The organism is Streptomyces sp. NPDC048297, from assembly GCF_043201585.1.
Taxonomy (GTDB): domain Bacteria; phylum Actinomycetota; class Actinomycetes; order Streptomycetales; family Streptomycetaceae; genus Streptomyces.
In genome coordinates, this window is the sequence record NZ_JBICZA010000045.1 from 1 (window position 1) to 26,153 (window position 26,153).

Genomic DNA, 26,153 nt, shown 5'->3' on the forward strand with positions numbered 1-26,153 from the left:
AACGCCCGGTTACATTCCGAACCCGGAAGCTAAGCCTCACAGCGCCGATGGTACTGCAGGGGGGACCCTGTGGGAGAGTAGGACGCCGCCGAACTATTATTGAAAGGGTCGGACCCCGAACTTCGGTTCAGGGTCCGACCCTTTTTTGGTTTGCGTAACTTCACGTTCACGTTGCGCGCTCAGCATCCTTCACATGGGTACTGCTGCAATGCTCAGGGCCGCCGGCGTCGGAGTCGGTGACGAGGTCGTCGTGCCGGCCTTCGGGAACGTCGAGGTCGCCGAGGCCGTGACCCTGGCGGGTGCGCTTCCGGTGTTCGCCGACATAGACCCGCTCACGTACTGCCTGGACGCGGCAGCCGTGGAGGAGGCCGTAACGCCTCGTACCGCGGCGGTCGTTGCCGTGCACCGCTTCGGACGGCGGGCCGGCATCGGACGGTTGCACGAGATCGGGCAGCGGCACGGCCTGCTGGTGCTGGAGCAGGGCGAGTCCGAGGCGCCGCACGACGAGATAGCCCAGCGCAGGGAGCGGGCGGCGTACCTCGATGCCAAGCTCAAGGGTGTGCGGACGCCGGACGGCGGTGACGGGCACACCTATCAGCAGTACGTGGTGCGGGTGCCCGGCAACGGGCGGCCGGACCGCGACGCCTTCGCACGGGCCCTGCGGTCCAGGGGAGTCGACTGCCGGGTGCCCGTGAAGACGCCTGTGCACCGGCTGCCCGAGTTCCGGCGCTGTGTGACGCTGCCGGAGACCGAGCTGGCCGCCGACGAGACGCTGGCGCTTCCCGTGGACGCGGCCCTGACGAAGCGGGAGATGCAGCGGATAGTCTCCGCCTGCAATGCGCTCGGGGGACTGCTTCAGCCCGCCTTCTGATCGAGGCCGAACGGGTTTTGGAAGTCCGGCCCGTTCAGGGTACGATCTTTTTGTTGCCGCGAGGGAAACCTCGCACGTGACAGGCCCCTATAGCTCAGTCGGTAGAGCGTCTCCATGGTAAGGAGAAGGTCAACGGTTCGATTCCGTTTGGGGGCTCAAGGAAAAAGGCCTCGCCCATAGGGCGGGGCCTTTTCGCATGCTCCCCGGGGCTCAGTCCTGCTGGAGACCCGGGACCCGCATGGCCAGAATGGCCATGTCGTCGGACGGGGCGTCGGACGCGAAGCGCTCCACCGCGCGCATGATGCGGGCCGCGACCGCGCCCGCGGTGAGGCCCGTGCAGGTGGTGAGGACGTCGGCGAGGCCGTCGTCGCCCAACATGCGTGTGCCCTCGCGGCGTTCGGTGACGCCGTCGGTGACGCAGAGCAGGACGTCACCGGGGTCGAGGGTGACCGTCTCCTCGTACAGCTCCAGGTCCTCGATGACGCCGAGCAGCGGCTGTGGTTCGGCCGCCGCGGCCACCGTGCCGTCCTGGCGCAGGCGCAGCGGGAGCGGATGGCCGGCGCAGACGACCTTCAGTTCGGCGCTGCCGTCCTCCTGGGGCCGCAACTCGCCGTACAGCAGGGTCAGGAAGCGGCTGCGGTCGCCCTCGTCGAGGATCGCGGAGTTCAGGCGCTCCAGGACGGCGGGGCCGCTCAGGCCCTCGCGGGCCAGCAGGCGCAGGGCGTGCCGGGCCAGGCCCGTCACGGCCGCGGCGTTGGGTCCGGTGCCGCAGACGTCGCCGATGGCGAAGCCGTACGCGCCGTTGCCGATGGGGAAGAGGTCGTAGAAGTCGCCGCCGACCTCGTTGCCCTCGCCGGCCGCGCGGTAGATGACCTCGACCTCGACGCCGTCGATGTTCGGCAGGCCGGGCGGCAGGAGGCTGCGCTGGAGGGACTGGCTGATGGCCGTGCGCTCCGAGTACAGGCGGGCGTTGTCGAGGGCGAGGGCGGCCCGGCGGGACAGGTCCTCGGCCAGTTCCAGGATCTCCTGGCGGAAGTGTTCGTCCGTGGGCTTGCCGAGGGTCAGCATGCCGATGACGCGGTTGCGGGCGACGAGCGGCAGGACGACCGTCTCGCCGCCGACCGCGGAGGCCGTGGCGAGGGTCGGGCCGATGCCCGGGGCGATCTGGTGGGTGGGGCCGGCCAGGCCGAGGCTGCGCATCGAGGTGCGCAGGGCCGCCTGGTGGGCGACCTCGCCGGGGACGGTCCAGACGCGGGCGCCGGGCGTCGGCACCGGGTCGGGCGGCGGAACCTTCGACAGCAACGACTTGATGCCGTCGATGAGTTCCTCGTCCTCGTGCAGGACGTACGACAGATACGGTTCCGAGGCCTGGTCGGCGATCGTGTAGACGGCGCACCAGGTGGCCAGGGTCGGGACCGTCATCTGGGCCATCAGGGCCAGGGTCTGATCGCGGTCCAGGGTGCCGGCCAGCAGGTCGGACGCCTCGACGAGGAAGCTGAGGGAGCCCCGGCGCAGCCGCTCCAGCTCGCCCAGGCGGGCCGACTCGACGGCCAGGGCGATGCGGTCGGCGGCGAACTGGAGGCGCAGCGCCTCCTCGTTCGAGTACCGGGTGGGCGCCTCGGCCGCGACGCCGAGGGAGCCGGTGAGGCGGCCCTCGACCTTCAGCGGGACCGTGACGACCGAGCGCATGCCCGTGCCGGACAGGAGGGGGACGGCGCCGGGGACGGCGTCGAGGTCGTCGTGGACGGCGGGCATGCGCGCGGAGCCGTAGCGGCCGGGCCCTGCCTCGACGGGGACGCGGGCGAAGCGCTGGCGGGCGGAGGGCAGGCCGGTGGAGGCGCGGACCTCCAGCTCGGTCTCGTCGTCGGTGGCCAGCAGCAGGAACGCGGAGTCGCCGTCGAGCATGTCGCGGGCGCGCTCCACCGTGCGCTGCAGGAGGCCGTCGAGGTCGTCGGGGGCGGGGGAGCCGATGAACACCTCGAACGGGTCGGTGTTCTGGCCGTCGGAGCCGGTGCCCTGGTCGCTGGTGTGGACGCGCTGCGGTGTCTGCAGGACGGCGCGTTCGTGGTCGCGTACCAGGAGACAGACGGTGGAGGGTTCGCCGCCGGTGTCGCGGACCCTGAGGTGGGAGGCGTACACGCGGGCGACCCGGCCGTCGGAGCCGCGGATGCCGTAGCTGCCCTCCCAGCGGGACAGCCGCAGGGCCTCGGCGATGCCGGTGGCGGTGCCGGGGGTGTGCGGCCAGGCCGCGAGGTCGGTGAGGGGCCGGCCGATGACGTCGTCCGGGGCGTAGCCGAACAGGTGCTCCGCGTCCTCGTTCCAGGAGCCGATGGCGCCCTTCCGGTCGATCTGGAGGACCGCGACGCGGACCCGGCTGTCGGCGAGCGGCAGCAGCTCGGCGGGCAGGGCGGGGCCGGCGGCGCGGGTGCCGACCGGGCGCTCGGGCAGGTCCAGCTGGAACCAGACGTTCTTGTGGGTGGGCGTGTAGTCGACGCCCCAGCGGGTGGCCAGGGCCGCGCACAGCTGGAGGCCGCGGCCGCCCTCGCGGTCGAGGTTGCTCATGGCGGCGTGGGCGCTCTGGAGCGGGACCTCGCGCTCGGGGTAGCGGTCGGACACCTCGATGCGCACGCCGTCCTCGGCGCGCAGGCACAGCACTTCGGCCTGGGTGCCCGCGTGGACCACGGCGTTGGTCACCAGTTCGCTGGTGAGCACCACGGCGTCGTCGACGATGTCGGCGAAGCCCCAGCCCTGGAGGGTGTCGCGGACGAAGGAGCGGGCGGTCGCGACGGATCGCCCGACGGGCTCGAAGCTGGCGGCCGCGCGCGCGGTGATCACAGAACTCCTCGGCCTGTCGTCGACGTGCAGGGCTGGTCGGCCGTCCGGCTCGTGCCGCTGCTGCGGCATCCGCTCGCCCGTCGGCCGTGGCTCCGGGGGGTGTCCCCCCGGGATCAGTCCGGTGGTCATGGTCTGCGGTCGCCCCTCCGATGCCCGCTTCCTTCTGGTGCCACCGCACAGGCCGGTCGGACCGGTGCGGCTGGACAGCCGTATGCAAGGTTACTTACCTTCACCGTCCGAGCGGATGCCGGTCGCCCGTGTTTACCCCCCAGGGTGTGCGGACGATGTGCGAAGCTGCCGAACTGTTATGGCCTGGTTCGGACAGGGTGAAACACTGGGCAAGCTTCTGGTGAAGGTCCGGTCAGGCCGCGTGTGTTCCGTGTACGGCGGGCAGCAGGTCCTGGTGTGGCCGGATCTCGTCCGGCACAGATACCGAGCAGTAATGAGTACACGGAAGTAACCGGTATGCCGGAAGCGGCACGCCGGGTCGACGCGGCCGAGCACGGCAGTGATGGTCTACCCCTCCGGGAGGGACACAGTGGAGTCTGGCGGAGCGACGCGGGGCACGAAGACGCGCGCGAAAGGCGGACCGTCCCTGGGCAGGAACGGCGGCACCACCGCCGTGGACACGGCTGCCCTGAACCGGCTGCTGGCGGCGCTCGTGTCGATGCGCGACGGGAACTTCCGCAAGCGGCTCACGGTGTCCGGGGACGGCGTGATGTCGGAGATCGCCGCGGTCTTCAACGAGGTGGCCGACCGGAACATGCACCTGACCGGTGAGCTGTCGCGGGTGCGTCGCATGGTCGGGCGTGAGGGCAAGCTGACGGAGCGGCTGGAGACGGGCGCCTGCGAGGGCTCCTGGGCGACCGCGATCGACCACTCCAACGCGCTGGTCGACGATCTCGTATGGCCCGTCTCCGAGGTCAGCCGGGTGCTGACGGCGGTGGCCGAGGGCGATCTGTCGCCGCGCATGGACCTGCGCACGCAGGCGCCGGACGGGACGGGGCATCCGCTGCGGGGCGAGTTCCTGAAGGTCGGCCGTACCGTCAACAACCTGGTCGACCAGCTGTCCACGTTCACCGACGAGGTCACGCGGGTGGCCAGCGAGGTCGGCACGGAGGGCAAGCTCGGCGGTCAGGCCCGGGTGCGCGGTCTGTCCGGCTCGTGGAAGGACCTCACGGACTCCGTCAACACGATGGCGTCCCGGCTGACCGCCCAGGTGCGGGACATCGCGCTGGTGACGACGGCGGTGGCCAAGGGTGACCTGTCGCGGAAGGTCACCGTCCATGTGGCCGGTGAGATGCTGGAGTTGAAGAACACCGTCAACACGATGGTCGACCAGCTCTCCGCGTTCTCCTCCGAGGTGACGCGGGTCGCGCGCGAGGTCGGCACGGACGGCATCCTCGGCGGTCAGGCGCACGTTCCGGGAGTCGACGGCACCTGGAAGGAACTCACCGACTCGGTGAACCTGATGGCCGGCAACCTGACGGCCCAGGTGCGGGGCATCGCCCAGGTCACCACCGCGGTGGCCAACGGTGACCTGTCGCAGAAGGTGACCGTTCCGGCGCGGGGCGAGGTCGCGCAGCTCGCGGACACGATCAACCAGATGACCGAGACGCTGCGGATCTTCGCGGACGAGGTCACGCGGGTGGCCAACGAGGTCGGTGCCGGGGGCCGGCTGGGCGGTCAGGCGACCGTGCCCGGTGTCGCCGGAACCTGGAAGGACCTCACCGATTCCGTCAACACGGTGTTCCGGAACCTGACGACGCAGGTGCGGGACATCGCCGCGGTGACGACCGCCGTGGCGAGCGGCGACCTGTCGCAGAAGGTCACCGTGGACGTGGCCGGCGAGATGCTGGAGCTGAAGAACACCGTCAACACGATGGTGGACCAGCTGTCGGCGTTCGGTGCCGAGGTGACCCGGGTCGCCCGGGAGATCGGCGTCGAGGGTGAGCTGGGCGGTCAGGCCCAGGTGCCGGGAGCGGCCGGTACATGGAAGGACCTGACGGACTCCGTCAACACCGCGTTCCGCAACCTCACCGGGCAGGTGCGCAACATCGCCCAGGTGACGACGGCGGTGGCCAACGGCGACCTGTCGCAGAAGGTCACCGTGGACGTGTCCGGTGAGATGCTCCAGCTCAAGAACACCGTGAACACGATGGTGGATCAGCTGTCGAGCTTCGCGGACCAGGTCACGAGGATGGCCCGGGACGTGGGTACGGAGGGCCGCCTCGGCGGTCAGGCCCGGGTGGACGGTGTGTCGGGCACCTGGAAGGAGCTGACGGACTCCGTCAACTTCATGGCCGGCAACCTCACTTCCCAGGTGCGGCAGATCGCCCAGGTGACGACGGCCGTGGCGCGCGGTGACCTCTCCCAGAAGATCGACGTCGACGCGCGCGGCGAGATCCTCGAGCTGAAGAACACGATCAACACGATGGTCGACCAGCTGTCCGCCTTCGCCGACCAGGTGACCCGGGTGGCCCGGGGCGTGGGCACCGAGGGCCGTCTCGGCGGTCAGGCGCAGGTGCCGGGCGTGGCCGGTGTGTGGCGGGACCTGACGGACTCCGTGAACGGCATGGCGGGCAACCTGACGGCTCAGGTGCGCAACATCGCCCAGGTCGCCACCGCCGTGGCCCGCGGTGACCTCTCCCAGAAGATCACCGTGGACGCGCGCGGGGAGATCCTGGAGCTGAAGAACACCCTGAACACGATGGTCGACCAGCTGTCGTCGTTCGCCCAGGAGGTCACGCGTGTGGCCCGTGAGGTGGGTACGGAGGGCATCCTCGGCGGTCAGGCCGAGGTGCAGGGTGTCTCCGGCACCTGGAAGGACCTCACGCAGTCCGTGAACTTCATGGCGAACAACCTGACGATCCAGGTGCGCAACATCGCCGAGGTCACGACCGCGGTCGCCAAGGGCGACCTGTCGAAGAAGATCACTGTTGACGCGAAGGGCGAGATCCTCGAACTCGTCACGACGGTCAACACCATGGTTGATCAGCTGTCCAGTTTCGCCGAGCAGGTGACCCGGGTGGCCCGTGAGGTGGGCACCGAGGGCATCCTGGGCGGCCAGGCGCACGTGCCGGGTGTCACGGGCATCTGGAAGGACCTCAGCAACAACGTGAACCTGATGGCCAACAACCTGACCATGCAGGTGCGGAACATCTCCCAGGTGTCCGCGGCCGTTGCCAACGGTGACCTGACGCGTCAGGTCACCATCAAGGCGAGCGGCGAGGTGGCGCAGCTCGCCGACACCATCAACACGATGGTGAAGACGCTGAGTTCGTTCGCCGACCAGGTCACCAAGGTGGCCCGTGAGGTGGGCACGGACGGCATCCTCGGCGGTCAGGCGCATGTGCCGGGTGTGGCCGGCACGTGGAAGGACCTCACCGAGTCCGTGAACGGCATGGCGTCCAACCTGACCGGCCAGGTGCGCAACATCGCCATGGTCACCACGGCCATCGCCAAGGGTGACCTGACCAAGAAGATCGACATTGACGCCCGTGGCGAGATCCTCGAACTCAAGACGACGATCAACACGATGGTCGACCAGCTGTCCAGCTTCGCCGAGGAGGTCACCCGGGTGGCCCGAGAGGTGGGCACCGAGGGGCAGCTCGGCGGTCAGGCACGCGTGCGTGACGTTGACGGCACCTGGCGGGACCTGACCGAGTCGGTGAACGAGATGGCCGGGAACCTGACCCGGCAGGTGCGCGCCATCGCGCGCGTGGCGACCGCGGTGACCCGCGGTGACCTGAACCTGAAGATCGACGTGGACGCGTCAGGCGAGATCCAGGAACTGCAGGACTACATCAACAAGATGATCGCCAACCTGCGCGACACCACGATCGCCAACAAGGAGCAGGACTGGCTCAAGGGCAACCTCGCCCGCATCTCCGCGCTGATGCAGGGCCGCCGGGACCTGGAGGACGTGGCCTCGCTCATCATGAGCGAGCTGACCCCGGTGGTCTCCGCGCAGCACGGCGCGTTCTTCGTGACGATGCCGGTCATGGACGGCCAGGACCTCGCCGGCGACGAGGAGGACCGTTACGAGCTGCGGATGCTCGGCGCGTACGGCTACTCGATGGGTTCCATGCCGACGTCGTTCCGGCCCGGTGAGGGGCTGATCGGCACGGCCGCCCAGGAGAAGCGCACGATCCTGGTGGAGCGGGCGCCCAGCGGCTACCTGAAGATCTCCTCCGGTCTCGGCGAGGCCCCGCCCGCGCAGGTGATCGTGCTGCCGGTGCTGTTCGAGGGCAAGGTGCTCGGCGTGATCGAGCTGGCGTCCTTCACCCCGTTCACGCAGATCCAGAAGGACTTCCTCAACCAGATCGCCGAGATGATCGCGACCAGCGTCAACACCATCTCGGTCAACACCAAGACCGAGCAGCTGCTGAAGCAGTCGCAGGAGCTGACCGAGCAGCTGCGCGAGCGGTCGGCCGAGCTGGAGAACCGGCAGAAGGCGCTGCAGGCCTCCAACGCGGAGCTGGAGGAGAAGGCCGAGCTGCTGGCCCGGCAGAACCGGGACATCGAGGTGAAGAACACCGAGATCGAGGAGGCCAGGCAGGTCCTGGAGGAGCGTGCCGAGCAGCTCGCGGTGTCGATGCGCTACAAGAGCGAGTTCCTCGCCAACATGTCGCACGAGCTGCGCACGCCGCTCAACTCCCTGCTCATCCTCGCCAAGTTGCTCGCCGACAACGCCGACGGCAACCTCTCCCCGAAGCAGGTCGAGTTCGCCGAGACCATCCACGGCGCCGGTTCCGACCTGCTGCAGCTGATCAACGACATCCTCGACCTGTCGAAGGTCGAGGCGGGCAAGATGGACGTCTCCCCGACGCGCATCGCGCTCGTCCAGCTCGTGGACTACGTGGAGGCCACCTTCCGGCCGCTGACCGCGGAGAAGGGCCTGGACCTGTCCGTACGGGTCTCCCCGGAGCTGCCGGCCACCCTGCACACCGACGAGCAGCGGCTGCTGCAGGTGCTGCGCAACCTGCTGTCGAACGCGGTGAAGTTCACCGACTCCGGCTCCGTGGAGCTGGTGATCCGGCCCGCCGGCGCGGGTGTGCCGCAGTCCATCAGGGAGCAGCTGCTGGAGGCCGGGGCGCTGACCGATCCGGACGCCGAGCTGATCGCGTTCTCGGTGACGGACACGGGCATCGGCATCGCGGCCAGCAAGATGCGGGTGATCTTCGAGGCGTTCAAGCAGGCGGACGGCACGACCAGCCGCAAGTACGGCGGCACCGGTCTCGGCCTGTCCATCTCCCGGGAGATCGCGCAGCTGCTCGGCGGTGAGATCCACGCGCAGAGCGAGCCGGGCCGCGGCTCCACGTTCACGCTGTACCTGCCGCTGCACCCGAGTGAGCTGCCGCCGCAGGGCTACCAGCAGTCCGTGGTCCCGCTGGAGGCCGTCGAGCTGGTCGCCTCCGAGGTGTTTCGGTCCTCGAAGCTGTCCGCCGTGGAGATCGAGACGCCGGCCGAGGTGAAGTCGTACCAGGAGACGCAGAACGGGGCGGCGGCTCTCTTCCGGCGCCGTCGCCGCAGCCTGCCGCCGGCCGAGCAGCGGCCGGAGTCGTGGACGGCCGGCGCCGAGCAGCAGGAGGGCGGGGCGGAGCAGGCGCAGGCGGTGCGGTTCGGCGGGGAGAAGGTGCTGATCGTCGACGACGACATCCGCAACGTGTTCGCGCTCACCAGCGTCCTGGAGCAGCACGGTCTTTCGGTGCTGTACGCCGAGAACGGGCGCGAGGGCATCGAGGTGCTGGAGCAGCACGACGACGCGGCGGTCGTCCTGATGGACATCATGATGCCGGAGATGGACGGGTACGCGACGACCACGGCGATCCGCAGGATGCCGCAGTTCGCCGGGCTGCCGATCATCGCGCTGACCGCGAAGGCGATGAAGGGCGACCGGGAGAAGGCGATCCAGTCGGGTGCCTCCGACTACGTCACCAAGCCGGTCGACCCCGATCACCTGCTGGCGGTCATGCGGCAGTGGATGGGGGCGGAATGAGGGAACCGGCGACCGCCGGTGAACGTTGAGGGTACGGGTGAACGTTGAGGGTACGTCGGGTGCGCATGCGCGGCCGTCGTCGCCCCGGCGCCGGCGACGTGATGGAATCGGGGATTCCGGGAACCTTCCGGGGTCCGTCCGCGTTTCTGCTATGTGCACAGTGACATCGCGGTGACAGGGTGTGGCGAGCGGCGGGGTACGGCTACGATGACCGGCACAAGGACGGGCGGCGAAAGGGAGTCGTCCCCTGGGGCGGCGCCCGGTGTACCGCCGGGGCGAGGAGGGCGGGCCATGGTGCAGAAGGCCAAGATCCTCCTGGTCGATGACCGGCCGGAGAATCTGCTGGCGCTGGAGGCCATCCTCTCTGCGCTCGATCAGACGCTGGTGCGGGCATCGTCCGGGGAGGAAGCGCTCAAAGCACTGCTCACGGACGATTTCGCGGTCATCCTGCTGGATGTCCAGATGCCGGGCATGGACGGTTTCGAGACCGCCGCGCACATCAAGCGGCGGGAGCGGACCCGGGACATCCCGATCATCTTCCTCACCGCGATCAACCACGGTCCCCACCACACCTTCCGGGGCTACGCGGCGGGCGCGGTGGACTACATCTCCAAGCCGTTCGACCCGTGGGTGCTGCGCGCCAAGGTCTCGGTGTTCGTCGAGCTGTACATGAAGAACTGCCAGCTCCGGGAGCAGGCGGCACTGCTGCGGCTCCAGTTGGAGGGCAACGGCAACGGGAAGGGCGCCGTCGCCGGCAAGGAGTCCGCCGGACTGCTCGCCGAACTCTCCGCGCGGCTCGCGGCCGTGGAGGAGCAGGCCGAGGCGCTGTCCAAGCAGTTGGACGACGAGTCCGCGGATGCGGCAGCGGTGGCGACCGCGGCCCATCTGGAGCGCAAACTCACCGGATTGCGCCGCGCCCTGGACGCCCTGGAGCCGGGCACGGGCAGCGGCGGGCCGGCCCTGCCGACGCAGAACTGACGCAACACGGCAGCGGAGTTGTCCATGAGCGCGCGTCAGTTTCGCGTCACGGCACGGGCGACACGAACGGGTGAAGCCCTGGGCACACGTGTCCGCTGCCGTCTCCCCCGGTAACCTCACACCCATGGCCTCACGTCCCTCCGCAGCCAAGAAGGCGCCCGCCAAGAAGGCGGCCGCTCCCGCGAAGGCTCCGGCGAAGAAGGCCGCAGCGAGGAAGGCCCCGGCCAAGAAGGCGCCCGCCAAGAAGGCCCCGGCGAAGAAGGCCGCGCCCCCCAAGCCGGCCCCGAACCCCACCGGGGGCGTGTACCGGCTCGTGCGCGCCCTCTGGCTGGGCGTCGCGCACGCGGTCGGCGCCGTCTTCCGGGGCATAGGGCGGGGCGCGAAGAACCTCGACCCGGCCCACCGCAAGGACGGCGTCGCGCTGCTGCTGTTCGGCATCGCCTTGATCGTCGCCGCCGGCACCTGGGCCGATCTGCGCGGTCCGGTCGGCGGCCTGGTGGAGATCCTGGTCACCGGCGCCTTCGGCCGGCTCGACCTGCTGGTGCCGATCCTGCTCGCCGTGATCGCCGTACGGTTCATCCGGCACCCGGAGCAGCCGGACGCCAACGGGCGGATCGTGATCGGTCTGTCCGCGCTCGTCATCGGCGTGCTCGGCCAGGTCCACATCGCGTGCGGCTCGCCCGCCCGCAGCGACGGCATGCAGGCCATAAGGAACGCCGGCGGCCTCATCGGATGGGCGGCCGCGACGCCGCTGACGTCCACGATGACCGAGGTGCTCGCCGTACCCTTGCTGGTGCTGCTGACGATCTTCGGTCTGCTCGTGGTGACCGCCACCCCGGTCAACGCCGTCCCGCAGCGCCTGCGCGCCCTCGGAACGCGCCTGGGCGTGCTGCACGACCATGACGCGGACCGGTTCGACGCGGACGAGTTCGCCGAGGACGACGAGCGCTACGAGGAGCAGTGGCGCGAGGCGCTGCCCGCGCGCTCCCGCGGGCGCCGGAGCGCCCCCCTGGCGTACGACGCCGGCGACGCGGAGGAAGAGGCCCTCTCGCAGCGCCGCGGCCGTCCCAGGCGCTCCGCGGTGCCGCAGCCCGACCCGCAGCGCCGGATGGACGCCGTGGACGTCGCCGCCGCCGCTGCCGCCGCGCTCGACGGTGCCGTCCTGCACGGCATGCCGCCGTCCCCGCTCGTCGCCGACCTCACCCAGGGTGTGAGCGTGGGCGAGCGCGAGGAGACCACCCCCGTCCCCGCCCCGTCGCCCGTACCGGCACCGGCCTCCCGCCCCCGGCAGGAGAAGCTCAAGGTCGACAGCGTCCCGGACCTCACGAAGTCCGCCCCGGACGCGCCCCGCGACCTGCCCGCGCGCGCGGAGCAGCTCCAGCTCTCCGGGGACATCACGTACTCGCTGCCGTCGCTTGACCTCCTCACGCGCGGAGGCCCCGGAAAGGCGCGCAGCGCGGCGAACGACGCGATCGTCGACTCCCTGCGCACCGTCTTCACCGAGTTCAAGGTGGACGCCGACGTCACCGGGTTCACCCGCGGCCCGACGGTCACCCGCTACGAGGTCCAGCTCGGCCCCGCCGTGAAGGTCGAGCGGATCACCGCGCTCACCAAGAACATCGCGTACGCCGTCGCCAGCCCCGACGTGCGGATCATCAGCCCGATCCCCGGCAAGTCCGCGGTCGGCATCGAGATCCCCAACACCGACCGCGAGATGGTCAACCTCGGTGACGTGCTGCGGCTCGCGGAGTCCGCCGAGGACGACGACCCGATGCTGGTCGCCTTCGGCAAGGACGTCGAGGGCGGGTACGTGATGCACTCGCTGGCGAAGATGCCGCACATGCTGGTCGCCGGCGCGACCGGATCCGGCAAGTCGTCCTGCATCAACTGCCTGATCACGTCGGTGATGATGCGGGCGACCCCCGAGGACGTCCGGATGATCCTGGTCGACCCCAAGCGCGTCGAGCTGACCGCCTACGAGGGCATCCCGCACCTGATCACGCCGATCATCACCAACCCCAAGCGGGCCGCCGAGGCACTGCAGTGGGTCGTGCGCGAGATGGACCTGCGCTACGACGACCTGGCCGCGTTCGGCTTCCGGCACATCGACGACTTCAACCAGGCGATCCGCGACGGCAAGGTGAAGCTGCCCGAGGGCAGCGAGCGCGAGCTGCACCCGTACCCGTACCTGCTGGTGATCGTCGACGAGCTGGCCGACCTGATGATGGTCGCCCCGCGGGACGTCGAGGACGCGATCGTGCGCATCACGCAGCTCGCGCGCGCGGCCGGCATCCACCTGGTGCTCGCCACACAGCGGCCGTCGGTCGACGTCGTCACCGGTCTGATCAAGGCGAACGTCCCCTCTCGGCTGGCCTTCGCCACCTCCTCGCTCGCCGACTCCCGGGTCATCCTCGACCAGCCGGGCGCCGAGAAACTGATCGGCAAGGGCGACGGTCTGTTCCTGCCGATGGGCGCGAACAAGCCAACCCGTATGCAGGGCGCGTTCGTGACCGAGGCCGAGGTCGCGACCGTCGTCCAGCACTGCAAGGACCAGATGGCGCCCGTCTTCCGCGAGGACGTCGTCGTCGGCACCAAGCAGAAGAAGGAGATCGACGAGGACATCGGCGACGACCTCGACCTGCTGTGCCAGGCCGCCGAACTGGTGGTCTCCACCCAGTTCGGGTCGACGTCCATGCTCCAGCGCAAGCTGCGCGTCGGCTTCGCCAAGGCCGGCCGGCTCATGGACCTCATGGAGTCCCGGAACATCGTCGGGCCCAGCGAGGGATCCAAGGCACGTGACGTTCTCGTGAAACCCGACGAGCTGGACGGCGTGCTCGCCGTGATTCGCGGGGAGTCTGAGGGGTAGGACTGTGCAGCGCCCGGCGTGTCGGACTACGCCGGGTGGCGGCATCGCCGCGATCCACCCGTCCGAACTCGTGATCCAACTGTGAGAAGCCGACGAGCAACCGTTTCCCTTTGCCGTACGTCAAGTTGAGCGAGAGAACAGGCGGGGTGCCCGAAAAGGCGTCCGTGCCCGTTCCGCCGTCGGGCTGACCGGCCGTTCCGATGGCGTACAAATACCACCGCCCGGTTGCCCCACCCTTTCGTACCCCCCCTAGACTGAACCTCCAGCACAGGTGGCTCACACGCTCGAAAGGCGCCCCCGTGTCCATCGGCAACTCCCCTGAAGACGAGCGTCCGTTCCACGACGTGTCCGAGGAAGACCGTCCCTCCGTCGGGCGAGCCCTGCAGCAGGCGCGCATCGCGGCCGGACTCACCGTCGACGACGTCAGCAGCGCCACTCGCGTCCGTATCGCCATCGTGCACGCCATCGAGGCGGACGACTTCGCCCCCTGCGGCGGCGACGTGTACGCGCGCGGGCACATCCGAACGCTGGCCAGGGCCGTCCACCTCGATCCCGGACCGCTGCTCGCGCAGTTCGACGCCGCGCACGGCGGGCGCCCCGCACCCACCCCGGCCGCACCTCTGTTCGAGGCCGAGCGGATCCGTCCCGAGCGGCGCGGACCCAACTGGACCGCGGCCATGGTCGCCGCGATCGTCGCGGTGATCGGCTTCGTCGGGTTCACCGCGTTCAAGGGCGGCGACAGCGGGAGCGACGGCAAGTCGCAGGTCGCCGGCGGCGGCGCCTCGCCCTCCGCAGGCAAGACCCCCTCGCCCACCCCCACCCAGGACAAGCCCGCCCCGCCGAAGTCCGACCCGTCCGACAGCGCCATCGCCGCCGCACCGCAGGACAAGGTGACCGTCCAGGTCAGCGCGGACAACGGGCGCAGCTGGATCTCCGCCAAGGACCACAACGGCCGGATGCTCTTCGACGGACTGCTGAACAAGGGCGAGTCCAAGACCTTCCAGGACAGCTCCAAGATCAACCTGATCCTCGGTGACGCCGGCGCGATCCAGCTGTACGTCAACGGCAAGAAGATCCACGACGACTTCCGGCCCGGTGCCGTCGAGCGCCTCACCTACACGAAGGGTGACCCCGAGGTCGGCTGACGGCCCCGGAAGATGCGCATGTGACGGGGTTGGCCAAGATCGGCCAACCCCGTCGACGTGGGGTGTCAGACAGACAAAGTAGTCTTGAGCCCATGCCTGAACGCCGTACCGTCGCACTTGTCACTCTCGGCTGCGCCCGTAACGAGGTGGACTCGGAGGAGCTCGCAGGCCGTTTGGAGGCGGACGGCTGGCAGCTCGTCGAGGACGCCGCGGACGCCGACGTCGCCGTGGTCAACACCTGTGGATTCGTCGAGGCCGCCAAGAAGGACTCGGTCGACGCCCTTCTGGAGGCCAACGACCTCAAGGACCACGGCAGAACCCAGGCCGTCGTGGCGGTGGGCTGCATGGCCGAGCGGTACGGCAAGGAGCTCGCCGAGGCCCTCCCGGAGGCCGACGGCGTGCTCGGATTCGACGACTACGCGGACATCTCCGACCGCCTGCAGACCATCCTGTCCGGCGGCATCCACGCCTCCCACACCCCGCGCGACCGCCGCAAGCTGCTGCCGGTCAGCCCGGCCGAGCGCCAGGAGTCGGCCGCCGCCGTCGCGCTGCCCGGCCACGGCCCCAGCGACCTCCCCGAGGGCGTCGCCCCCGCCTCGGGTCCGCGCGCGCCCCTGCGCCGCCGCCTGGACGGCTCCGCGGTCGCCTCGGTCAAGCTCGCCTCCGGCTGCGACCGGCGCTGCTCCTTCTGCGCCATCCCGTCCTTCCGCGGCTCCTTCATCTCGCGCCGTCCCAGCGACGTCCTGAACGAGACGCGCTGGCTGGCCGAACAGGGCGTGAAGGAGATCATGCTGGTCTCCGAGAACAACACCTCCTACGGCAAGGACCTGGGCGACATCCGCCTGCTGGAGTCCCTGCTGCCGGAGCTGGCCGAGGTCGACGGCATCGAGCGCGTCCGTGTCAGCTACCTCCAGCCGGCCGAGATGCGCCCCGGCCTGATCGACGTGCTGACCTCCACCCCGAAGATCGCCCCGTACTTCGACCTGTCCTTCCAGCACTCCGCGCCCGACGTGCTGCGCGCCATGCGCCGCTTCGGCGACACCGACCGCTTCCTGGAGCTGCTGGACACCATCCGCACCAAGGCCCCGCAGGCCGGCGTGCGCTCCAACTTCATCGTCGGCTTCCCCGGCGAGAGCGAGTCCGACCTCGCCGAGCTGGAGCGCTTCCTGAACGGCGCACGCCTGGACGCCATCGGCGTCTTCGGCTACTCCGACGAGGAGGGCACGGAAGCGGCGACGTACGACCACAAGCTCGCCCAGGACGTCGTCGACGAGCGCCTCGCCCACATCTCCCGGCTCGCCGAGGAACTCATCTCGCAGCGCGCCGAGGAGCGCGTCGGGGAAACCGTGCACGTCCTCGTCGAGTCCGTCGACGAGGAGGAGGGCGTGTACGGCCGTGCCGCCCACCAGGCGCCGGAGACGGACGGCCAGGTCCTCCTCACGAGCGGCGAAGGCCTGAGCGTCGGACGTATGGTCGAGGCGAAGGTGGTCGGTACGGAAGGTGTCGACCTGGTGGCCGAGCCGCTGGCCGGCTCGCTCGCGTGTAGTGAGGAGGCGGGCAGATGACCGGAGTCCCGGCATCCGCCGCGGGCGGCTCCTCCGGCGCGCACGGCGCCCGGGGCCAGGCCGCCGCCGACGGCGCTGTTCCCGAGGCCTCCGGCTCTGTTCCCCCTCACGGCCCGGACGCCGCGGGCCACGCGAAGCTCGTGGGCGATGCGAAGCTCGCGGGCGACGCGAGGTCCGTTGGCGACGCGAGGCCCGTGGGGGACACGAGTCCTGCGGGTGACGCGAGGCCCGCGCGTGGCGGGAAGCTGACGGCCGCGGCCGTCAACCAGGCCAGCGTGTGGAACGTCGCCAACCTGCTGACCATGCTCCGGCTGCTCCTCGTGCCCGGGTTCGTGGCGCTGATGCTGGCCGGCGGTGGCTACGACCCGGCCTGGCGCTCGCTCGCCTGGGCGGCCTTCGCCATCGCCATGATCACCGACCTGTTCGACGGTCATCTGGCGCGCACCTACAACCTGGTCACCGACTTCGGGAAGATCGCCGACCCCATCGCCGACAAGGCGATCATGGGGGCGGCGCTCATCTGTCTGTCCGCACTCGGCGATCTGCCCTGGTGGGTGACGGCGGTGATCCTCGGTCGGGAACTGGGCATCACGCTGCTGCGTTTTCTGGTCATTCGCTACGGCGTGATCCCGGCCAGCCGCGGGGGCAAACTGAAGACACTCACCCAGGGCGTCGCCGTCGGGATGTACGTCCTGGCGCTGACGGGGTGGCTGGCCACCCTGAGGTTCTGGGTGATGGCCGCGGCGGTCGTCCTCACCGTCGTCACCGGCCTCGACTACGTGAGACAGGCCATCGTGCTGCGCAGGCAGGGAATCGCCGAGCGCGCGGCGGCGTTGGAGGAGAAGGAAGCGTGAAGTCCACGGCCACCGAACTGGTGCGACTACTGACGGTGAGGGGCGAGACCCTCGCCGTCGCGGAGTCGCTCACCGGTGGCCTGGTCGCCGCGGAGATCACCGCGGTGCCCGGCGCCTCCAAGGTGTTCCGGGGCTCGGTCACCGCCTACGCCACCGTGCTGAAGCAGCAGGTGCTGGGCGTCGACGCCACCCTGCTGGCCCACCACGGAGCCGTGGATCCGCAGGTGGCGGCCCAGATGGCCACAGGAGTGCGCAAGGTGCTCGGCGCCGACTGGGGCCTCGCCACGACCGGGGTCGCCGGCCCCGATCCGCAGGACGGAAAGCCCGTCGGGACGGTGTTCGTGGCCGTCGACGGACCTCTCACGGACACCTCCGGTTCCGCCGGTGGCGGAAAAGTCGAGGCTCTGCGGTTGAACGGCGACCGTGCGGAAATTCGTAGGGAGAGTGTACGGAGCGTACTCGCACTGCTTCTGAAGGAGCTTGCGGGCGAACAGACCGGGAATGAGCGGGCACAGGATACGGAACGGAACGGGGGGTTTTGATGTTTGCAGCCCTGAGTGAACACGACATCGCTCCCCGCACGGCCGCAGCGCGAGGCGGTACGGTGGGGCGAGAAGGATGCGGCTACGCGGTCCGAGGAGGGAGCCACCGATGATTCTGCTCCGTCGCCTGCTGGGTGACGTGCTGCGTCGGCAGCGCCAACGCCAGGGCCGTACTCTGCGCGAAGTCTCCTCGTCCGCCCGAGTCTCACTCGGCTATCTCTCCGAGGTGGAGCGGGGGCAGAAGGAGGCTTCCTCCGAGCTGCTCGCCGCCATCTGCGACGCGCTGGACGTACGGATGTCCGAACTCATGCGAGAGGTGAGCGACGAACTGGCGCTCGCCGAGCTGGCCCAGTCCGCCGCGGCCACCGAGCCCGTGCCCACCCCGGTCCGTCCGGTGCTGGGTTCCGTGTCGGTGACCGGCGTGCCACCGGAACGGGTGACCATCAAGGCGCCCGCCGGGGCGGTGGACGTGGTCGCCGCGTGACGCTCGTGCGCGCGGCCTAGCGACCCCTACATGTGAAGCCCCGGCCGGGCTTCTCCGGGACCACCCGGGGAAGTCCGGCCGGGGCTTTCGCACGTTCCGGGCCCGTTAGGGACCGCCCCGCGGGTGCCCCGTGCCTCCGGGCGCGGCCGGTGACCTTGCTCCGTTTGCCGGAGTCCGGCGGGACGGTCATGGTGGAGGAGCGGTGTACCGGCCGGGGCTGGAAGGGCCCGGCGTTGCATCAGTGAGCCCTTGGTGCGCCGTTCTCGCGGGTCATGCGGCGGTCTAGCGTCCGGCTGGAGGTGGCGGCCATGGTGGGGCGGGCAGTGCGTTGGGGGGCCGGTCTCGGGTTGGGGGCCATGTGGTGGTGGGCCGTGCTGCGGATCTCCTTCGGGCACGGCGCCGGCGTCCTCGAAGGGGCCGTGGCGGTCAGCGGATGGGGACTGAGCCTGCTGCCGGTCCACTGCATGCCCAAGGGGCGGGCGGTCGGCGCCGTGGCGACGGGACGGTGGACACGGGCCTGGCGGACGGGGAGCATCACGCGCGCGGGCGGCATCACCACGGCATCGCCACACCCCCGTTCGGGCGAAGAATCTGCCCCGTCGTGAACGCCGACGCGTCCGACGCCAGATGGAGCACCGTGTGCGCGACGTCGTCCGGCTCGCCGACCCGGCCGAGCGGCGACATCCGCGCCATGAGCGACTCGGTGTGCGCCTGCTGTCCGCCGTCGTGCCGTCCACTGTCGTGGCGGTCCGTCATGGGTGTGCGGATCCAGCCCGGTGCGACCGCGTTCACCCGGATGCCGTACCGGCCGACCTCGGTGGCCAGCGTCTTCGTCAGCTGGGCCACGGCCGCCTTGGCCGCGCCGTAGCAGAGCAGGCCGGGGCCGCCGGTGTCGACGGCGCCGGAGGCCATGGTGACGATGCTGCCCCGGGTGTCGTGGTCGAGCATCAGCCGGGCCGCCTCCTGGCAGGCGTACAGCACGCCCTTGAAGTTGACGTCGAGCACCCGGTCGAGATCCTCGTCCCGGGTCTCCAGCACCGGGCTGCTGTGCATGATCCCGGCGATCGCCGCCATCACGTCCAGCCGTCCGCAGGAGCGCACGGCCGCGCCCAGGGCGGTCCGGTCGGTGACGTCGAGGACGTGCGTACGGGCGCTGCCGCCGCGGTCCTCGATCAGCTCGGCGGTGCCGCGCAGGCTACCCGGGTCCCGGTCGGCACAGTGCACCGTGGCTCCCGCCTCGGCCAGCAGGACGGCGGAGGCCCGGCCGATGCCGCCGGCGGCTCCGGTGACGAACGCGGTGCGTCCGCTGAGGTCGTACGCCATGAGGGGCATACGGCGACGGTACGAGCGTTTCTGACGGACCGTCAATTGTCTGGGCGGTGGTGAACGCGGGTCAGTGGGTGCGGGTCAGTGGGCGCGGGTCAGTGGGCACGGGGCGGTGAGGGGCGGCCCGGGGTGGGGCGGCGGGGGTGGTGCTCGCGCCATTGCCGGGAGGCTCCCGGTGCCGGTGCGGGGCCGCTCTGGCAGGTGGGGCACCAGTACGTGGGGCGCTCCTGGGATCCGTCGCCCTGGTCGGCCACGCGGACCGGGGTGTGACAGCGCAGGCAGGGGCGAGGGGCACGGCCGTAGACGAACAGGTCGTGCCGGTGCAGGCCCGTGGTCCGGCGGACCGGCCGGTCGCGGTTGGCCTCCAGGAGCTTCTTGGCCACGGCGGGCAGCTGGGCGGCGCGCTCCTCGGGCAGGGCGCCGACCGGCAGCCATGGGGTCACGCCGAGGAGAAAGCACAGCTCGCTCTTGTAGATGTTGCCGATGCCGGCGAGATTGCGCTGGTCGAGCAGGGCCTCGCCGAGCGGGCGGGAGGGGTCCGCGAGGAGGTTGGCGAGGGCGCGCTCCGGGTTCCAGCCGGGGCCGAGCAGGTCCGGGCCGAGGTGCCCGACGACGCGCTCCTCCTCGCCGGTGCGCAGCAGTTCCATCACCTGGAGGCGGTATCCGACGGCCGTGCGGTCGGCGGTGCCGAGGATCGCGCGGATCTGGTGCGCCGGGCCGCCCCGCCAGCGCTCGCCCGTGCCGAACACCTTCCAGGCGCCCTCCATACGCAGGTGCGTGTGGAGGGTCAGGCCGCCCTCGAAACGGGTCAGCAGGTGCTTGCCCCGCGGCGCGGTGTTCAGGACCGTACGGCCCGTGAGGTCGACCGTGGCGTACTTCGGAACCCGGAAGTCGCTACGGGTCAGCACCTTGCCCGCGAGGGCCTCGTGCAGCCGCTTCGCGGCCTGCCAGACCGTGTCACCTTCGGGCATGCGTCCAGAGTGCCATGGCGCATGGCGCATGGCGCATGGCGCATGGCGCATGGCGCATGGCGCCTGGCGCACGGCGCACGGCGCACGGCGCACGGCGCACGGCGCACGGCGCATGGCGCCTGGCGCATGGCGGGATCGGGCCGGGCGGGGTGCGGTGCTCAGGCCCGCAGGCGCAGGCCGCGTGGGGTCGCTATGAAGCCGGCTCCTTCCAGGAGGGCGCCCAGGGGGGAGATCAGGGCCTGGGCGCCGTTGATCCGCTCGACCGTGACCGTGCCGAGGGAGCCCGCCCTGGCCGCTGCGGCCAGGGCTTCCGCGGCCGTGCGCAGGCGTGGATCGTCACCTGCGGCGGTGTCCGGGGCGGCGGGCCAGGCCAGCAGGGTCTTGCCGCCTCGCTCCATGTACAGCGTCAGCTCGCCCTCGACCAGGACGACCAGCGAGCCCGCCTTGCGTCCCGGCTTGTGTCCGGCCCCGGTCGGCGGCTCAGGCCAGGGCAGGGCCGCGCCGTAGGCGTTCGCGGGGTCGGCCGCGGCCAGCACCACCGCGCGCGGATCGGGAGCCGAGGCGCCGGTGCGGCGGTCACCGAAGCGGGTGTTTGCCCGCGCGCCGTACGGGGAGGCGGAGCCGGCGCCGACGCCTCGGGGGCCGCCGTAGCCGGGGGAGCGGAAGAGGTCGGCGGGGGCGCGGTCGAGAGGGGAGACGTAGTCGCCGGGGGAGGCACGGTGGGGCTCCGGCGGCCAGGAGAGGTCGCCCGGCGCGGCGGGGAAGTCGCCTGGCGCGACAGGGAAGTCTTCCGGTGGCCAGGTGAAGTCGTCGTCGAGCCCGGGGTGGGCGAGGCCGCTGTCGGCATGGTCGAAGGCGTCGGGAGTCGTGTGCGCGTCGCCGGGGAAGGGGGGCGTGTTACCGGGGAAGGGGGGCGTGCCGCCGGGGAACGAGGGCGCGCCGCCAGGGAACGGGGGTGTGCCGCCGGGGAAGGGGGGTGTGCCGCCCGGGAAGGGCGGGGTGGATCCGTGGCCGTCGGGCGGGCCGAAGCCGTTCGCTGAGCCCGGGGCGGGCAGGGCCTCGCCGCGGTCGCGCGCGTTGGACACCGCACGGAGCCGGTCGACCGCGCCGTCCATCGCGAACTGGGCGGCGCCCAGCCCCTCGACCACGTAACCGCGCCTCGCCTGACCGCTCTCCTCGAAGGCGGACAGCACGCGGTACACCGCAGAGAAGCCGCCCTCGACCCCTTCCGCGGCGACCGCACCCCGGGTGACCACGCCGTGCCGGTCGAGGAGGGCGCGGGCCCGCGCGTGGGCGCGCACGGTGGCGTCCGGTTCGGAGGCCGGGAGCAGGGACCAGCGGCCCGCGACGGTCGGCGGGCCGGTACGGGAGGCGGTCCTCGCCGCGGCGGTCAGGGAGCCGTAGCGCCCGCGCGGGACGGTGCGTCTGGCGCGGTGGGCCGTCGAGCCCGCCGTACGGCCTGAGCCCAGGAGGGAACGCATCGGGGCGAGGGTGTCGTTGGTGAGCCGCCCGGACCAGGCCAGATCCCACAGGGCGTCGGCCAGGTGGGGATCGGTGGCGTCGGGATGCGTGGTGGCGCGGACCTGGTCGGCGATCTGCCGGAAGAACAGGCCGTAGCCGCCGGAGAGGGCGTCCAGGACGGACTGGTGGAGCGCGGTCGGCTCCAGGGGGTGCGGCGGCGGCAGGAGCAGCGGGGCCGTGTCCGCCAGATACAGGGAGACCCAGCCGTCCTTGCCGGGCAGGGCACCCGCTCCCGCCCACACCACCTCGCCCGCGGCGGTCAGTTCGTCGAGCATCGCCGGTGTGTAACCCGCCACGCGGGACGGCAGGATCAGCTTCTCCAGCGCGGACGCGGGCACGGACGCGCCCTGCAACTGCTCGACGGCGCGCACCAGTCCGTCGATGCCGCGCAGACCGTGCCCCTTGCCGACGTGCTGCCACTGCGGCAGGAACTGGGCCAGCGCGGCGGGCGGCACGGGCTCCAGCTCGTGCCGCAGCGCGGCCAGGGAACGGCGGCGCAGCCGGCGCAGCACGGCCGCGTCGCACCACTCCTGGCCGATGCCCGCCGGGTGGAACTCGCCCTGGACGACGCGGCCGTTCGCGGCGAGCCGTTGCAGGGCGCCCTCGGTGACGGCCACGCCCAGGCCGAAACGGGCCGCGGCGGTGGCCGAGGTGAAGGGGCCGTGGGTGCGGGCGTAGCGCGCGAGGAGGTCGCCGAGGGGGTCCTTGACCGGCTCGGTGAAGGCCTCGGGGACGCCGACCGGCAGCGCCGTGCCGAGCGCGTCGCGCAGGCGGCCCGCGTCCTCGACGACCGCCCAGTGGTCCGCGCCGGCGATACGGACCTGGATGGCCCGCCGGGCCCCGGCCAGTTCCGGTGCCCAGTGCGGCTCGGCGCCGCGCTCGGCCAGCTCGGCGTCGGTCAGCGGCCCGAGCAGGCGCAGCACGTCCGCGACGCCCTCGACGTCCTTGACCCGCCGGTCCTCGGTGAGCCACTGGAGTTCACGCTCCAGCTCGGTCAGCACCTCCGCGTCGAGCAGCTCGCGCAACTCCGCCTGGCCCAGCAGCTCGGCCAGCAGCCGGGAGTCCAGGGAGAGGGCGGCGGCACGGCGCTCGGCGAGCGGGGAGTCGCCCTCGTACAGGAACTGGGCGACGTAACCGAAGAGCAGCGAGCGGGCGAAGGGGGACGGCTCCGGGGTGGTGACCTCGACCAGGCGGACCTTGCGGGACTCGATGTCGCCCATCAGCTCGCCCAGCCCGGGGACGTCGAAGACGTCCTGGAGACATTCACGGACCGCCTCAAGGACGATCGGGAAGGAACCGAACTCGCTCGCCACCTGGAGCAGTTGGGCCGCGCGCTGGCGCTGCTGCCACAGCGGGGTGCGCTTGCCGGGGCTGCGACGCGGCAGCAGCAGCGCGCGGGCGGCGCACTCACGGAACCGGGAGGCGAACAGTGCGGAGCCGCCGACCTGGTCGGTGACGATCTGGTCGACCTCGCCCTTGTCGAAGGCGACGTCCGCCGCGCCGACGGGCGCCTGCTCGCTGTCGTATTCGGTGCCGGCCTTCACGGGTTCCTGGTCGAGCAGGTCCAGGCCCATCAGGTCGGCGTCGGGCAGGCGCAGCACGATGCCGTCGTCGGCGTGCATGACCTGCGCGTCCATGCCGTACCGCTCGGAGAGGCGGGCGCCGAGCGCGAGGGCCCAGGGGGCGTGGACCTGGGCGCCGAAGGGGGAGTGGATGACGACCCGCCAGTCGCCCAGCTCGTCGCGGAAGCGCTCGACCACGATCGTGCGGTCGTCCGGGACGTGGCCGCAGGCCTCGCGCTGCTCGTCCAGGTAGGACAGCACGTTGTCCACGGCCCACGCGTCCAGGCCCGCCGCGAGCAGGCGCAGCCGGGCGTCGTCCCTGGGCTGGGAGCCGACCTCGCGCAGGAACGCGCCCACCGCGCGGCCCAGTTCGAGCGGGCGGCCCAGCTGGTCGCCCTTCCAGAACGGCAGCCGGCCCGGCACACCCGGGGCGGGGGAGACCAGGACCCGGTCGCGCGTGATGTCCTCGATGCGCCAGGAACTCGTGCCGAGAGTGAAGACGTCGCCGACCCGGGACTCGTACACCATCTCCTCGTCCAGCTCGCCGACCCGGCCGCCGCCCTTCTTGGGGTCGGAACCGGCGAGGAAGACCCCGAAGAGGCCGCGGTCGGGGATGGTGCCGCCCGAGGTGACGGCGAGGCGCTGGGCGCCGGGGCGGCCGGTGACCGTGCCGCCCACGCGGTCCCACACCACGCGCGGGCGCAGTTCGGCGAACGCGTCGGAGGGGTAGCGGCCCGCGAGCATGTCGAGGGTGGCCGTGAACGCCGACTCGGGAAGCGAGGCGAAGGGGGCCGCCCGGCGGACCGTGGCGAGCAGGTCGTCGTACTGCCAGGTGTCCAGCGCGGTCATGGCGACGAGCTGCTGGGCGAGCACGTCCAGCGGGTTCGCCGGCACCCTCAGGGACTCGATGGAACCCGTGCGCATCCGCTCGGTGACCACCGCAGCCTGCACCAGGTCGCCCCGGTACTTGGGGAAGACCACGCCGGTGGAGACCGCGCCCACCTGGTGCCCCGCGCGGCCGACGCGCTGCAGCCCGGAGGCCACCGACGGCGGGGACTCGACCTGCACGACGAGGTCGACGGCGCCCATGTCGATGCCCAGCTCCAGGCTGGAGGTGGCGACCACTGCGGGCAGCCGGCCCGCCTTCAGGTCCTCCTCAACGAGGGCGCGCTGCTCCTTGGAGACCGAGCCGTGGTGCGCGCGGGCGATCACCGGGGGCGCGCCCTGGGCCGCGCCCGAGCCGCCCATCAGCTGGGCCGGGGCGTGGGCCTCCCGCAGCGGCTCGCCGGTCGCCCGCTCGTAGGCGATCTCGTTGAGCCGGTTGCACAGCCGCTCCGCCAGCCGCCGCGAGTTGGCGAACACGATCGTCGAACGGTGGGCCTGCACCAGGTCGGCGATCCGCTCCTCCACATGCGGCCAGATCGACGGCCGCTCCGCTCCGTCGTTGCCGTCGGCGGCCGGGGAACCGCCCAGCTCGCCCATGTCCTCGACCGGGACGACCACGGACAGGTCGAACTCCTTGCCGGACTCCGGCTGGACGATCTCCACCTTCCGGCGCGGCGACAGATAGCGGGCCACCTCGTCCACCGGGCGCACGGTCGCCGACAGGCCGATCCGGCGGGCCGGTTTCGGCAGGAGCTCGTCCAGCCGCTCCAGGGAGAGCGCGAGATGCGCGCCCCGCTTGGTGCCCGCGACCGCGTGCACCTCGTCCAGGATCACCGTCTCGATGCCGGTCAGCGCGTCGCGGGTGGACGACGTCAGCATCAGGAACAGCGACTCGGGGGTGGTGATCAGGATGTCCGGCGGGCGGGTGGACAGGGCGCGTCGCTCGGCGGGCGGGGTGTCGCCCGACCGGATGCCGACCTTGACCTCGGGCTCGGGCAGGCCCAGGCGTACGGACTCCTGGCGGATGCCGGTCAGCGGGCTGCGCAGATTGCGTTCGACGTCGACCGCGAGGGCCTTCAGCGGGGACACGTACAACACCCGGCAGCGCTTCCTCGGGTCGGCCGGGGGAGGCGTCGAGGCCAACTGGTCCAGGGCGGCGAGGAAGGCTGCCAGTGTCTTGCCCGAGCCGGTCGGGGCGACCACCAGCACGTCCGAGCCCTCCCCGATGGCCTGCCACGCGCCCGCCTGGGCCGCGGTGGGCGCGGAGAACGCCCCCGTGAACCAGCCGCGGGTCGCGGGGGAGAAGCCGTCGAGGGCTCGGTGTGCGGAGCTGACCATGCGTCCATCCTGCACCCCGCCACTGACAATCGGGCTGACCTGGGCAAATGGGGCGGGGGAGGGGGTGGGAGCGGGGTGCGGGGTGCGGGGGAGCGGGGCTGGGGGAACGGGGCTGGGCTGGGCAGGTGAGGGTGGCGGGCGGGTGGACGGGGCGGTGGCGGCTGATGCTGGGCGGGGCGGAGAGGGGGGCGGTGCGGGTGGCGGAGGGGGTGGCGGAGGGGGCGCGGGGTGTCGGGCAGAGAGGTGGCTGGCGGGTCGGAAGGAGGGCGGGGCGTCAGGCGGAGAGGGAGCGGCGGGTGTGGTGGAGGGGCTGCAGGGTGGTGAGGGGGGATCGCGGGTGTGGCGGAGTGGGCGGCGGGCCCCAGGCGGAAACGGAGGGACTGCGGGACGTCGGGCAGCGAGGCCGGGG

At 71.5% G+C, this 26,153-nt stretch carries 13 protein-coding genes, 1 tRNA gene and 1 rRNA gene; 11 read left to right on the top strand and 4 right to left on the bottom strand.

Translation table 11 applies throughout. From position 1 onward, the window contains the following. The 3 genes from rrf to ACGFYV_RS33485 form a co-directional block, all read left to right on the top strand. A 5S ribosomal RNA gene (gene rrf / locus ACGFYV_RS33475) occupies window positions 1-94 on the top strand; the annotation flags it as partial. Between the two features lie 114 nt (window positions 95-208). Then, window positions 209-871, top strand: coding sequence for a DegT/DnrJ/EryC1/StrS family aminotransferase (locus ACGFYV_RS33480; RefSeq protein ID WP_393882326.1), 663 nt, complete (start codon window positions 209-211; stop codon window positions 869-871). 83 nt (window positions 872-954) lie between these two features. Then, window positions 955-1,027 (top strand) — tRNA-Thr (locus tag ACGFYV_RS33485). Window positions 1,028-1,081: 54 nt separating this feature from the next. Here the strand turns inward: ACGFYV_RS33485 and ACGFYV_RS33490 are convergent. Beyond that, complete coding sequence (locus ACGFYV_RS33490) at window positions 1,082-3,835, bottom strand: SpoIIE family protein phosphatase (RefSeq protein ID WP_393882289.1); 2,754 nt, start codon at window positions 3,833-3,835, stop codon at window positions 1,082-1,084. Between the two features lie 409 nt (window positions 3,836-4,244). On the opposite strand from ACGFYV_RS33490, the gene ACGFYV_RS33495 reads away from it, so the two are divergent. From ACGFYV_RS33495 to ACGFYV_RS33530, 8 genes are all read left to right on the top strand, one after another. Then, entirely contained in the window at window positions 4,245-9,707 is a 5,463-nt protein-coding gene (locus ACGFYV_RS33495) for a HAMP domain-containing protein (protein ID WP_393882290.1), read from the top strand. A gap of 291 nt (window positions 9,708-9,998) precedes the next feature. Further along, window positions 9,999-10,685 (top strand): two-component system response regulator, encoded by a 687-nt coding sequence (locus ACGFYV_RS33500; protein WP_393882291.1) that lies wholly within the window; start codon window positions 9,999-10,001, stop codon window positions 10,683-10,685. A gap of 124 nt (window positions 10,686-10,809) precedes the next feature. Beyond that, window positions 10,810-13,551 carry a DNA translocase FtsK gene (locus ACGFYV_RS33505; RefSeq protein ID WP_393882292.1) on the top strand — a complete coding sequence of 914 codons (2,742 nt, stop codon included), beginning with the start codon at window positions 10,810-10,812 and terminating at the stop codon, window positions 13,549-13,551. Between the two features lie 299 nt (window positions 13,552-13,850). After that, window positions 13,851-14,696, top strand: coding sequence for a helix-turn-helix domain-containing protein (locus ACGFYV_RS33510; protein WP_393882293.1), 846 nt, complete (start codon window positions 13,851-13,853; stop codon window positions 14,694-14,696). 92 nt (window positions 14,697-14,788) lie between these two features. Beyond that, window positions 14,789-16,261, top strand: coding sequence for a 30S ribosomal protein S12 methylthiotransferase RimO (gene rimO, locus ACGFYV_RS33515; protein ID WP_393882294.1), 1,473 nt, complete (start codon window positions 14,789-14,791; stop codon window positions 16,259-16,261). Beyond that, entirely contained in the window at window positions 16,258-17,115 is an 858-nt protein-coding gene (pgsA, locus tag ACGFYV_RS33520) for a CDP-diacylglycerol--glycerol-3-phosphate 3-phosphatidyltransferase (RefSeq protein WP_393882295.1), read from the top strand. Before rimO ends, pgsA begins: the two co-directional genes overlap by 4 nt. Continuing rightward, entirely contained in the window at window positions 17,112-17,657 is a 546-nt protein-coding gene (locus ACGFYV_RS33525) for a CinA family protein (RefSeq protein ID WP_393882296.1), read from the top strand. Before pgsA ends, ACGFYV_RS33525 begins: the two co-directional genes overlap by 4 nt. 109 nt (window positions 17,658-17,766) lie before the next feature. Beyond that, window positions 17,767-18,141, top strand: coding sequence for a helix-turn-helix transcriptional regulator (locus ACGFYV_RS33530; RefSeq protein WP_100828589.1), 375 nt, complete (start codon window positions 17,767-17,769; stop codon window positions 18,139-18,141). 552 nt (window positions 18,142-18,693) lie between these two features. Here ACGFYV_RS33530 and ACGFYV_RS33535 read toward each other — a convergent pair. The 3 genes from ACGFYV_RS33535 to ACGFYV_RS33545 all read right to left on the bottom strand — a co-directional run bounded on the left by ACGFYV_RS33535 (window position 18,694) and on the right by ACGFYV_RS33545 (window position 25,744). Continuing rightward, window positions 18,694-19,473: an SDR family NAD(P)-dependent oxidoreductase gene (locus ACGFYV_RS33535; RefSeq protein WP_393882297.1), complete on the bottom strand. Its 780-nt coding sequence runs from the start codon at window positions 19,471-19,473 to the stop codon at window positions 18,694-18,696. Window positions 19,474-19,562: 89 nt separating this feature from the next. After that, window positions 19,563-20,438 carry an Fpg/Nei family DNA glycosylase gene (locus ACGFYV_RS33540; protein WP_393882298.1) on the bottom strand — a complete coding sequence of 292 codons (876 nt, stop codon included), beginning with the start codon at window positions 20,436-20,438 and terminating at the stop codon, window positions 19,563-19,565. Between the two features lie 158 nt (window positions 20,439-20,596). Continuing rightward, window positions 20,597-25,744 (bottom strand): ATP-dependent helicase, encoded by a 5,148-nt coding sequence (locus ACGFYV_RS33545; RefSeq protein ID WP_393882299.1) that lies wholly within the window; start codon window positions 25,742-25,744, stop codon window positions 20,597-20,599. Between the last annotated feature and the right edge of the window lie 409 nt (window positions 25,745-26,153).